We start from the raw sequence: 12,669 nt of genomic DNA, 5'->3' as shown, positions 1-12,669 counted from the left end.
TAGATTAAAATCCTACTCTTAAACCAACATTGTATGATTTAGCCACAGGGAATGAACCTTCATCAATACCCATGTGGATATCTTGGTTGTCATTACCTGCAGTTCTCAAGTTGATATCTGGATCTAGGCCTTTGTACTTACTAAATGTGAACAAGTTTTGACCTTGAACATACACTTGTAATGAACTTAACTTTAACTTCTTAGTAATGCTAGAAGGTACCGTGTAAGTCAATTGGATGTTCTTGATACGAGTATAAGATCCATCTTCAACGAAGTAAGTAGAAATCTGCTGACTGAACGTGTCATTTGAGTTCAAACGTGGCAATTGAGCTACGTCACCTTGTTTCTTCCAAGAGTTGTATAACATATCCTTAGAACGGTTTCCTTGGAATGTGTTAAAGTCTGTCCAGTATTTCAAGTAGTTGAAAATTTCATTTCCTTGAACACCTTGAGCAAATACAGTTAAGTCAAAGTTTTTGTAACCTAAGTTTAAGTTCAAACCATAAGTGAAGTCAGGGTGAGGGTTACCAATGATTGTTTTGTCATCAGCAGTAATTTTACCATCTCCGTTTACGTCTCTAAATTTGAATACACCCGCACGAGTATAACCAGGGATCTGAACAGCTGAAGCAGCTTCAGCATCATCTTTGATAACACCATCAACAATATAACCAAAGAATGAAGCGATTGGCAAACCTGCTTTAGTCACAGAAATAGATGGAAGACGTGTTGAGAATCCAAAAATGGATGCTTTAGGATCATCGTTCAACTTCACTACGTTGTTTTTGTATTGGCTATATTGACCTGAAATGGAGTATCTCAAATCACCAATTTGGTTACGATAAGTTACGTTGATATCAATACCTGTGTTGTTTACTTCACCGATGTTAACATAAGGAATAGAAGCTGTACCAGCTGTTCTAGGAATTGGTACCTGAGTTAACATATCAGATGTAGTACGTGTGTACCAGTCAAATGCGATATCTAATTTGTTGTTGAACAAACTACCATCGAAACCAATGTTGGTTGATGTATTTGTTTCCCAACGTCCGAATGAGTTACCGAATTGAGCAATATCAAATCCAGATGCGATAGAACTACCTGTTCCTCCAATATCGTATGCGTTATTGTTAGGATCTGGTGTAAACAACGTGTAAGCATTGTATACGTTTGGAATCAACTGGTTACCAGTTTTACCCCAACCTGCACGTACTTTCAAATCGTTGATAAAAGTCAAATCTTTCATAAAAGCTAATTCTGTCAAACGAGCACCTACAGAGAATGCAGGGAACGTACCATAACGGTAAGCTGGTGAGAAACGAGATGAACCATCACGACGTAACGTAAAGTCAGCTAATAAGAAATCCTTGTATGAATAGTTCACTTTTCCGAATTGAGAGAACAAAGCAGTTTGTGTTGCTCCAGCACCTGCATTGGATAAACCAGCCGCTGCACCATTGTTCAAGTAACGGTAAGATAAATCATCGAAAGCAAAGTTCGAACGAGCAGCGCTGAAACCAAAGGCATACGTAGAAACAGCCTCAGTACCTACTAATACGTTGAAGGTATGATCTCCAATCGTTTTATTGTAGTTCAATGTATTGTACCATGTAACTGCACGATCATACGAGTTTGAAACCGTTAAGCTGTTTGCATTTCTAGCTTCAGCAGCTTCGATATCACGGTTTAAATATGCTGACTGGTTGTAGTTGTTGTATTCAAAACCTAAACTAGTACGTGCTTTCAAATCTTTGATGATTTCATATTCTAAGAATACGTTTCCAAAAATGTGGCTACCTTTTGTAGGGTTATCTTTCTCTCTCCACTGACGAGCAAATGGGTTAGGAGCATTTCCTAAGTTAGAACCACGAGAACCTGCAAATCCGTTTAAGTTAGATGAGTTTGTCCCACCTAAAGCAACTGGACCACCTGTGATATCGTAAACAGGGATGATAGGTTGGATACGAATCGCAAACATGATCGGGTTTGATTCGTTGTTGTTTCCAGAAGGGATACCTACTTTTTCATCGTAGGATACCGTAAAGTTCTCACCGAAAGTTAAACCACCTTTTTTGAACTCTGTGTTCGCACGAACAGAGTAACGTTGATAGCTAGTATATTTCAAAATACCATCTTGGCTGAAATAAGATCCAGAGATCGCATACTTTCCATTTTTAGAACCACCAGTTGCACCAATTTGGTAATTAGAAATTTTAGCTGGTCCAAAAATTACTTTTTGCCAATCTGTTCCTGCTTTATTAGCCTTCGTAATGTTCCAAGACGTTTTTCCTAAGTTAGGATCAGTAATGTCATTCGTGTAAGTATAGTTAGCAGGTAAAGAACCATAAACGTTTGGATAAATATAATCCGCTACGGTTTGAGTTCCATCAGCTCCGAAACGGTATTGAACTGAAGGAGAAGTTCCTGCAGGCTTTCCAGCACCAATTTCAGACTCATAGTAATACTGACCTAATTCTTTTGTGTTCAATAAGTCCAAAGTTTTACCAACATCTTGAGTACCAGTGTACATATCAAAGTTGATTTTTGGCTCACCTTCACCACCACGCTTGGTTGTGATAATCACAACACCATTTGCAGCACGAGCACCATAGATAGAAGCCGCTGAAGCATCTTTCAATACTTGCATTGACTCGATATCACTTGGGTTGATTTGGTTCAATGTACCTTGAGTTGGAACTCCGTCAATGACATACAGCGGACTGTTGTTGTTGATGGAACCAAAACCACGAACACGAACCATGGTACCACCACCTGGAGAGTTATCGTTACCTACTGTTACACCTGCCGCACGGCCTTGTAACATTTGAGTAACGGATGCAGAGGGAACAGCTGTTAATTCTTTCGAACTAACTACGGCTACCGCACCAGTGATGTCTTTTTTACGTTGTGAGGCATAACCTGTTACAACGATTTCGCTTAATTGGCTCACATCTTCATCTAAAGAGATGCTGATGCTTGATCTGTTTCCAACGGGAACAGTTTTTGACACATAACCTACTGAACTAACAGTTAATTCAGCATTGGCTGTTTTTACCGTGATGGAGAATGCTCCATTACCATCGGTTGTAGTTCCGGTGGTTGTACCTTTAACTAAGACGGATACTCCTGGAATACCGTCGCCTTTAGCGTCTTGTACAGTACCAGATACTTTTCGGTCCTGACCCCAGGCTACCCATGAAACGGATAACATTAAAGCCACTAAGAAGACCACTCTGCTTACGTAGAAATTTGTTTTCATTTAGTAAAAGATTTGAGTGAAAATTTGATTTTGTCGATAAAAAATAGCCTTTTATCTACTTAATCGATTGCAAGTTAGGCCTTACAAATCAAAGATTAGCACATTAGAGTAAAAAAATTTCACTTATTTAATATACCATTCTTGCACTCAGGACTTTATACGACAAGGTATATTTTTGATAATGGTGGTTTTATCCTTTGGCTTTGATTACCTTTGTTCCTCAATTTTTATTCTTGTTTAACTGTCAATCCGTTACATTCTTTATGTTAAATCTTGTACTATTTGGGCCTCCAGGGGCGGGAAAAGGAACTCAGTCAGCCAAATTGATTGAAAAATATGGTTTAATACATTTATCTACAGGAGATTTATTGCGAGCTGAAATTACTGCAGGTACAGATTTAGGCCTAGAAGCAAAAAAATTAATGGATCAAGGAATTCTTGTTCCAGATTCGGTAGTGATAGGAATGATTGAGAATAAATTAAATGAAAATAAAGGGGCCGCAGGCTTTATTTTTGATGGTTTTCCTAGAACAGTAGCTCAAGCAGAGGCTTTGGATACCTTATTGGAAGGGCATCAATTATCCATTAAGCACATGATTTCCTTGGAAGTAAACCAAGAGGAATTAACCCAACGTTTATTAGAGCGCGGTAAGACTTCAGGAAGACCCGATGATCAAAATGAAGAACTAATACGCAAAAGAGTACAAGAATATGGAGAAAAGACAGCTCCAGTGGCTGGTTACTATGATTCCCAAGGAAAATTCCAAGGTATCAATGGTATCGGTGAAATTGAAGAAATATTTGGACAAATTGTCCGCATTATTGAAGGTTAATAACCTTGTATCATACTTATGACATCCAATTTTATAGATTACGTAAAGATAAACGTCCGCTCCGGTAGAGGAGGATTTGGATCGTCCCATTTTCGCCGTGAAAAACACGTGCCAAAAGGCGGTCCCGATGGTGGCGATGGCGGTAGAGGAGGGCATATCTATTTGGTTGGCAATTCCCAACTTTGGACTTTACTTCACCTGAAATACCAAAAACACATCATTGCTGACAATGGCAAAGGAGGTGAGGGCGGAAGAAGGTCTGGTGCAGAAGGTGAAGATATTTACATTGAAGTTCCGCTTGGAACCATCGTGAAAGATGCTGAAAGCAATGAATTTTTAGCTGAAGTAACAGAAGAAGGTCAAAAGATATTATTACTTCCGGGTGGAAGAGGCGGTATGGGTAATACCCATTTTAAATCTTCAACCAATCAATCTCCACGCCATGCTCAACCTGGAGAGGAAGGGCAGGATCGTTGGGTCATCATGGAATTGAAAGTCTTAGCAGATGTTGGTTTAGTTGGTTTCCCAAATGCGGGTAAATCCACTTTATTATCTGTTCTTTCTGCAGCTAAACCCGAAATTGCGGATTATCCATTTACTACTTTAGTTCCGCATTTAGGTGTAGTTGCTTACCGTGATTACAAATCATTTGTTGTAGCCGATATTCCTGGTATTATTGAAGGTGCCTCCGAAGGTAAAGGTTTAGGCCTACGTTTTTTACGTCATATCGAACGAAATTCTATATTATGCTTCTTAATTCCTTCTGATGCGAAAGATTGGGGGAATGAATACGAAATTCTATTAGGTGAATTGGAGAAATTTAATCCAGAATTACTCCAAAAACAACGGGTTTTGGTTGTTTCTAAAATGGATATTTCCATTCCTGAGATGCAAGAAGAAATTCGGGCGACTTTGCCATCAGATTTACCTGTAGTATTCATCTCTTCTATAACTCAAGAAGGTATTCAAGAATTAAAAGATGTACTTTGGAAGACCTTGCAAGAAGAAAATGCTAAGTTTCATGCAGATACTTTGTTAGCCAAGTCGATACAAGATGAAAATAATGCTGCTTCCGAAGAAGATCAACCTTCCATCGAAGATTAAGCTCGAATTTGTTCGGCTACAATAGCAATCCCCTCATCAAAACTCCTAGGCTGATACCCTAGGATTTTTTTTGCTTTGTCCAAAATAAACCCAGTCCTTGGAGGCCTTTTAGCAGCTTGTTGGAATGTAGAAGAATCGGCTTTAGTAATTAATTCAAGTGGCAATTGAAAGAAATTAGCAGTTTTAATGGCCATTTCATAGGGAGTTAAGAAATCAGAACCTGAAATATTGTAAATTCCTTCTGCTTCTTTTTGGGCTATTAGCCAGCAGCCAATGGCTAAATCCTCAGCTAATGTTGGCGTTCTGAATTGATCTGTTACTACCTGTATGGATTTCCCCTCTTCCAAGGATTTCTTTACCCATAATATGATGTTCGTGCGGCTCATATCTTGTACAATACCAAACACAAGTACTGTTCTGGCAATTGCCCAGCGAATGGAAGAAGCTTGAATTAATTTTTCAGCAGCTAGTTTACTTTCTCCATAAATGGAAATAGGATTCGGTTGAGCTTCTTCATCATATGGGCCATCAGCTCCATCAAAAATAAAGTCAGTAGATAAATGACACATAAACGTATCATGTGCTTCACAGGCCTGTACTAAATACTGAACTGCTGTGACATTCAACAATTCACAACCTGCTGGGTCCACTTCGCACGTGTCGACATTGGTCATGGCTGCTGTATGAATCAATACATCGGGTTGGTATTGTTGAAAGACTTCCATTACCTCTTTTGCTTGTGTAATGTCCAAGGATACATAGGTGTAGCCTGTGGTAGACGCAAGACGGTTGGGACCTTTAGCTGTTGCTATTAGCTCAATATCATCCTGTTTGACGAGTAATTGGACTAATTTTTGACCTAATAAGCCATTGGAACCGGTAATTAAAATGCTCTTTTTCATGCGAAATTTCAACAAGATTATGGATTTAACTCTGCCCTAATGGCTTGTAGGATTTTTCTAGCACCCGAATTTACCAAATCTCCCGCTAAATGTTCACCTAAAATTTGAGGATGAGTACCAATTTGCGTGAATTCTATTTTTTGTTGCCCATTTAAGCTCAAAACTCCACCTGTTAAACGGATCGAATTTTCTGTCAATACAGCATGCCCATATACAGGAACACTACATCCACCTTCTAATTGATACAATAAACTTCTTTCGGCCAGCAGGCATTTTTCCGTATCATCATGATTACAAGCGGCCCTAATTTGTTCTTTGAGGCTAGGATTCAAGCTTACAGCGCATTGAATGGCCACAGATCCTTGTCCTACCGCTGGAACAAATTGAGATATCGATAAATGTTGTGTGATGTACGCACTCATTTCCATGCGATGTACTCCCGCATAGGCAAGTAACATAGCGTCACAAGAGCCTTGTTTTAATTTTTCAAGTCGTGTTTGTAAATTTCCTCGCATTTCTACAGCTTCATGTTGTGGGTAGAAATGTTGTAAAAATGCCCGTCTGCGTGTAGAAGAGGTGCCAATTGTTAATTTTTTATCTGAATCTAGACATACACTAGGGTCTAAACTAAGTACCACGTCATGCGCCTCCTCTCTTTCCGTGTAGGCAATTAATGCTAAATCTTCTGGTAAATGCGATGGCAAGTCTTTAGCAGAATGTTGAGCAATATCAATTTCCCCCTCTCGGAGCATAGTTTCTAATTCTTCCGTAAAAACGCCTTTAGACCCAATTTTCGATAAAGAACGATCTAATACTAGATCCCCTTTGGTACTGATGGCCTTCAGTTCATAACTAAATCCCGCCTTTTCCAACAAATGACCAATATGATTCGCTTGCCATAAGGCTAATGCTGAATTTCGGGTACCTATTCTAATATGTTGCATGTTTAGGCGTTTTGTTGTGCATGATAAATGCGGACAAATTGTAAGGATAAGTCCAAATGCACCATTTTGGCACGAGCATTTCTTTCCAAATGGTAGTGGACATCTGAAACTTTACTCGACATTTTTTCTATTTTATCTTGACTCAAGGTCTTGGAAAAATTATCGATGAATTTCTTTTCTTTTTCCAGTGATTTTATCAGTTGAGGAGCTCCCGAAATTTGGTATAAACATTGCCTAAGAACATGTAAGCTATATTCCAAAAGCCCTTTTTGGTCTTCTTTAGCAAAACCATCAAATTGATCAGCCAGAATAACCAACTTACTTAAGTTTTTCGCATACACGGCACGCATCCATTCGGCAAACCAGGTCGATGTACTTAAGTTTTCCGTTTTCGATTTTTCTAATGCCCAGGCAATATTTCCTTCGGCACTTTGGGCTAATTGCAAAGCTTTTTCTGCATCAATGGCAGATTGTTCCACCAAAAAATCAGCTAGTGCATTTTCTTCTACTGAAGGGATTTTGACGCGCTGTGTCCTCGATAGAATAGTAGCTAGTAATTTTTGAGGCTCAGAGCAAACTAGCAAAAACAAGGTCGTTGAAGGTGGTTCCTCCAAGGTTTTTAATAGGGCATTCCCAGAGGAGGCATTCAAGGATTCTGGATTCCATAAAATTACCACCTTAAATGGTGCCTCAAAGGGTTTTAAGCTAATTTTGGGTATTAATTTTCGGGTTTCTTCCACGGGGAAATTACCTTGTTTATTTCCTTCTGCTCCCAAAAAAACGAGCCATTCAGGTAATGTACGATAGGTAGACTCCGCTATGAAATTTCTCCACTCGGGTAAAAAGATGTCAGATTCAGGCTCCTTTACTTTTTTCGTTACAATAGTGGGAAATAAAAAGACTAAATCGGGATGAACTGCTCGTTTCATTTTTTGACAACTCGCACATACTCCACAAGCATCCTCACCTTGTCGATTCGTACAAAACAAGTAGGTAGTAAAAGCCAAGGCCATGGCTAATTGTGGACCCCCATAAGGACCATGAAACAATTGAGCATGTGCGATGTGCTGATTTTGCACAGCGGCACTCAATGTTTTCTTGATGTCAAATAAGCCCGGAATGTCCTTAAAAAGCATGCCTTTTGGAATGAGTAAAAGAAAAGGCTAAGTTCGGAAAGAAGCCTCCTCTTTCCAAATTTCTTCCATGACCTGAGCTAGATTTTCAGGAATAGCTTGCTGTTTTAGTCCAATCCATTGGGAAGCTACTTGTTTCGCTTTGGCCATTTGGTAGATTTGTAGCTTGGGAAATTCGCCCCAGGTAAAAGAAGGAATGAATTTAGGTAAGAAACCTTGACTACTAATATTGCTGTGGCAACCCACTACGCTGCCTGTATTGAATTTGCTATGTATGCCAGTAGTGACAAAATCTCCCATGATAATACCAAGTGCCGTTAAACCCGTATTTCTTAGTTTATTTTGAGGATAATCGAAGATGGAAATGGGCTTTAAATCGTTTTTTACATTGGAATTACTGCTTAGAGCACCCATGTTGACGTATGACCCGATGACAGAACTACCTATATACCCTTCGTGGGCTTTATTACTAAAGGGGAAAAAGATCGAATGATTGATTTCACCACCTACTTTGCATCCCGGACCAATCGTGGTATTAGGTCTAATTTTCGCTCCCAGGTTGGTGGATGAACCTTGCAAGAAGGCGGCAGGTCCTTGTATGATGGTTCCCATCTGTAGGTTAACTTCTTCTCCGATATAGATAGGTCCATGACTCGCATCCAACATACATCCTTTCATTTGTGCACTTGGATGAATGAAACAGTTATCAGGAGCCAGAATGGTATTTCCCAAGGCTTGATATTTCTCGATATCGAAAGGTGTTGGATTTATTTCATCAAGTAGAGCTGCAGCTTGATGTTTTAAAAGATCTTCTGGATGCTGAATCCATTGAGCTTTACCTGAGTATTCTATCTTATTATTTCTTGAAGGAGGCAATGGTTTTTGACCCAGTTCATAGCTGAAAGCCAAGACTTGATTTCCTTGAACTAAGGCTGTATTGGGACTTAATTGTTGGATTGCTTGTACCATCTCGGTATTGGGGAGTAAAGAACCCAAAATAGCTATTGGAACAGATGGTGTTGTATTTAGCGGATAGGCCTTCCATTTATCCTGTATCGTTCTGGTTCCTAGCCACAATTGATCTAGAGATCGATAGTAGCTTAGAGGTCTCAATGCTTGTACAAGGAGAGGGTCGTTATAGAAGGTGACGTTTTCCAGCATGCGACAAAAATACAATAAAAAAGCCTCCTTGAAACAAGTTCGAGGAGGCTTGGGTAATGTTTTTTGTTTGGATTAGTTTTTCTGAGCGTAACGCTTGTTGAATTTATCCACACGACCAGTAGTATCCAATAACACATTTTTACCTGTGTAAAAAGGGTGTGATTGAGAAGAAACCTCAATTTTGAATACTGGGTAAGTAGCTCCTTCGAATTCAGTTGTTTCGGTTGTATTAACGCAAGAACGAGTTAAAAACTTGTAATCTGCTGATAAATCGTGAAATACAACTTCTTTGTATTCTGGGTGAATGTCTTTTTTCATGTTGGGTAGTATAATGACGATTCCCTGCCGTCTTTTGTTTTATAATGAAACCTTTGGGATGAAGGTTCAGCTAATTCGGGATGCAAAATTATAAATTTTATAAGGAATTCCAAAATATTGCATAACAATTTTTTAGGGTTTTTGCCAATTTTAAGGAGCTTAAAAAAATCTTAAAAAATATTTTCTGGTACTTTTCAAAGACGTAGATGTCGTAACGAATTGACATGAGGTTAATTGAATGTTGCATTTCAAATAAGCACCTTTTTTTTATTTTTTTTGGAGAAAAAATAGTTTGCAAGCGGTGTTCTTTTTTTCTAATTTTACATAGTGCCCAACCCCCCAAGGAGTATGCAATCCTTGGATGAAGTTAAAGCTTAAAAACAAAACCGCCAACCAATTTTCAAGTGATATTAGCTTGAATATTTTAGATGAGAAATTTTCTAGAATGGGAATCTTTTGTGCTTTAACAAGGTTGTAACTAAATTATATAGACGCTAATTTTTCTAATATATCAAGTATGTACGTAATTAAAAGAGACGGTCGACGGGAATCTGTCAAGTTCGATAAAATCACAGCAAGAATTGAGAAGCTTTGCTATAGCTTGGATCCATTTTTTGTTCAACCTCTTGAGGTTGCTAGAAAAGTGATTACAGGGCTTTATGACGGGGTTAAGACCACGGAGTTGGATAACTTGGCCGCTGAGACAGCAGCTTCGTTAACAACCAAGCATCCTGATTACGCTGTTTTGGCAGCTCGAATCGCGATCTCTAACTTACACAAGAACACATTGAAGTCCTTTTCGGCTACGATGAAGCGCTTGTTTACGTACGTAGATCCAAAAACAGGCCAAAACGCTGCACTTCTTTCTAAGGAAATCTACGATATCATCAAAAAGAACGCCGTGGAGTTGGATGAAGCCATTATCTATGACCGTGATTTTGGGTATGATTATTTTGGTTTCAAAACCTTAGAAAAATCGTATCTTTTGAAATTGGAAGGGCAAATCGCTGAGCGTCCTCAACATATGTTGATGCGTGTAGCTGTGGGTATCCATGGTGCTGATATTGCTGCTGCTATTGATACGTACAATTTACTCTCGGAGCGTTGGTTTACCCATGCCACTCCAACCTTGTTCAATGCAGGTACACCCAAGCCTCAAATGTCATCTTGTTTCTTATTGACCGTGCAAGATGATTCTATTGAAGGTATTTACGATACATTGAAGCAGACTGCTAGGATTTCACAATCTGCCGGAGGAATTGGGTTGAGTATTCATAATATTCGTGCCACGGGGTCTTACATTAAAGGAACCAATGGTACTTCCAACGGTATTATCCCTATGTTGCGCGTATTCAACGATACAGCTCGTTATGTAGATCAGGGTGGAGGAAAGCGTAAAGGATCATTTGCTATATATTTGGAGCCTTGGCATGCCGATGTATTTGACTTCTTAGAATTGAAGAAAAATCATGGTAAAGAAGAAATGCGTGCAAGGGATTTATTCTATGCCCTCTGGATACCAGATTTATTCATGAAACGTGTGGAAGAAAATGCCGAGTGGTCATTGTTCTGCCCTCATGAGTGCCCAGGGCTTTCTGATGCCTACGGTGAAGAGTTTGAAGCTTTATACGAAAAATATGAACTGGCAGGAAAAGCTCGTCAAGTCGTGAAAGCTCAAGAACTTTGGTTTAAAGTATTGGAGTCACAAACGGAAACAGGTACACCTTACATGTTGTATAAAGATGCCGCCAATAAAAAATCCAATCAGAAGAATCTAGGTACGATCAAGTCGTCCAACTTGTGTACTGAAATTATGGAGTTTACTTCCAAAGACGAAGTTGCTGTATGTAACCTAGCCTCTTTGGCATTGCCAAAATACGTACGCATGAATGAGCAAGGAGCTTTAGCTTTTGATCATGATAAATTATATGAAGTTACAAAGGCGGCAACTCGCAACCTGAACAAAATTATTGATGTTAACTATTACCCAGTACCGGAGGCTAGAAACTCCAACATGCGTCACCGTCCTATTGGATTAGGTGTACAAGGTTTAGCCGATGTGTTCATTATGTTGCGTATGCCATTTGAGTCAGAGGCTGCGAAACAATTGAACAAGGATATCTTTGAAACGATTTACTACGCATCGATGGAAGCATCCATGGAGCTAGCTAAAGTGGAAGGACCTTATTCTACCTGGGAAGGTTCTCCAATCTCTAAAGGTGTTTTCCAATTTGATATGTGGGGAGTAACTCCTGAATCAGGTCGTTGGGATTGGGAAGCACTTCGCCAATTGGTGGTTGAAAATGGAGTTCGTAACTCCTTATTAGTGGCTCCTATGCCAACAGCTTCAACCAGCCAGATTTTAGGTAACAATGAGTGTTTTGAACCATATACATCTAACATTTATGCTCGTCGTGTATTGTCAGGAGAGTTCGCTGTCGTGAACAAGCACTTATTGAAAGATCTAATCAAATTAGGCCTATGGAATGAGAGTATGAAGAACAAGTTGATCTCTGCGAATGGCTCAGTTCAAAATATTCCTGAAATTCCTCAAGACTTAAAAGAACTATACAAAACAGTTTGGGAGATTAAGCAAAAAACCATTTTAGAAATGGCCGCAGATCGCGGAGCTTATATCTGTCAATCTCAAAGTTTGAACATTCACATTCAAGACGTCAACTTTGGTAAGTTAACATCCATGCACTTCCACGCTTGGAAGCTTGGTTTGAAAACAGGTATGTATTACCTACGTACCAAAGCTGCTGCCGATGCCATTAAATTTACCATCGAAAAACAGGCAGAAGTGGCAATTGAACAAACTAACAATGTGCATGAATCAGAAATGCAGTATGCAAGACAGCAAGCCGCATCCGCTGCATCATTCACCGAGGCAGAATCGCAAAACAGAGCCGATATGACTTGTTCTTTAGATAATCCTGAAGCATGTGAGGCCTGTGGTTCTTAATCAAAAGCTGTTATTCAGTTTCAAAATGTGTTTAAAAATCACTTGATGGC

Annotated in this window: 9 protein-coding genes; 3 read left to right on the top strand and 6 right to left on the bottom strand. The window is 39.3% G+C overall.

The annotated features are described in order from the left end of the window. Positions 1–4 precede the first annotated feature (4 nt). Positions 5–3,259, bottom strand: coding sequence for a SusC/RagA family TonB-linked outer membrane protein (locus G9H65_RS05615; protein WP_166374370.1), 3,255 nt, complete (start codon positions 3,257–3,259; stop codon positions 5–7). Positions 3,260–3,522: 263 nt separating this feature from the next. Here G9H65_RS05615 and G9H65_RS05610 point away from each other — a divergent pair, with 263 nt between their 5' ends. Together G9H65_RS05610 and obgE are read left to right on the top strand one after the other, a co-directional pair. Beyond that, entirely contained in the window at positions 3,523–4,092 is a 570-nt protein-coding gene (locus tag G9H65_RS05610; RefSeq protein ID WP_166374369.1) for an adenylate kinase, read from the top strand. An 18-nt stretch (positions 4,093–4,110) separates the two neighbouring features. Continuing rightward, positions 4,111–5,196, top strand: coding sequence for a GTPase ObgE (gene obgE, locus G9H65_RS05605; protein WP_166374368.1), 1,086 nt, complete (start codon positions 4,111–4,113; stop codon positions 5,194–5,196). On the opposite strand, the gene G9H65_RS05600 is transcribed toward obgE, so the two are convergent. The 5 genes from G9H65_RS05600 to G9H65_RS05580 form a co-directional block, all read right to left on the bottom strand. Next, positions 5,193–6,098 carry an SDR family oxidoreductase gene (locus tag G9H65_RS05600; RefSeq protein WP_166374367.1) on the bottom strand — a complete coding sequence of 302 codons (906 nt, stop codon included), beginning with the start codon at positions 6,096–6,098 and terminating at the stop codon, positions 5,193–5,195. The genes obgE and G9H65_RS05600 overlap by 4 nt on opposite strands. Before the next feature lie 17 nt (positions 6,099–6,115). Next, on the bottom strand, positions 6,116–7,042 hold the full coding sequence (gene hemC, locus G9H65_RS05595; protein WP_166374366.1) for a hydroxymethylbilane synthase: 927 nt from the start codon (positions 7,040–7,042) through the stop codon (positions 6,116–6,118). 2 nt (positions 7,043–7,044) lie between these two features. After that, complete coding sequence (locus tag G9H65_RS05590; protein ID WP_166374365.1) at positions 7,045–8,178, bottom strand: DNA polymerase III subunit; 1,134 nt, start codon at positions 8,176–8,178, stop codon at positions 7,045–7,047. A gap of 27 nt (positions 8,179–8,205) precedes the next feature. Further along, complete coding sequence (locus tag G9H65_RS05585; RefSeq protein WP_166374364.1) at positions 8,206–9,336, bottom strand: putative sugar nucleotidyl transferase; 1,131 nt, start codon at positions 9,334–9,336, stop codon at positions 8,206–8,208. A 72-nt stretch (positions 9,337–9,408) separates the two neighbouring features. Continuing rightward, positions 9,409–9,654 carry a type B 50S ribosomal protein L31 gene (locus G9H65_RS05580; RefSeq protein ID WP_109323601.1) on the bottom strand — a complete coding sequence of 82 codons (246 nt, stop codon included), beginning with the start codon at positions 9,652–9,654 and terminating at the stop codon, positions 9,409–9,411. A 517-nt stretch (positions 9,655–10,171) separates the two neighbouring features. Here G9H65_RS05580 and G9H65_RS05575 point away from each other — a divergent pair. Then, on the top strand, positions 10,172–12,619 hold the full coding sequence (locus tag G9H65_RS05575; protein ID WP_166374363.1) for a ribonucleoside-diphosphate reductase subunit alpha: 2,448 nt from the start codon (positions 10,172–10,174) through the stop codon (positions 12,617–12,619). Positions 12,620–12,669 lie beyond the last annotated feature (50 nt).

This window comes from Aquirufa ecclesiirivi, assembly GCF_011250515.1.
In the GTDB taxonomy this organism is placed as follows: domain Bacteria; phylum Bacteroidota; class Bacteroidia; order Cytophagales; family Spirosomataceae; genus Aquirufa; species Aquirufa ecclesiirivi.
Note: the sequence above shows the minus strand (reverse complement) of the source record. Positions and strands in the feature narration are given on the sequence as shown.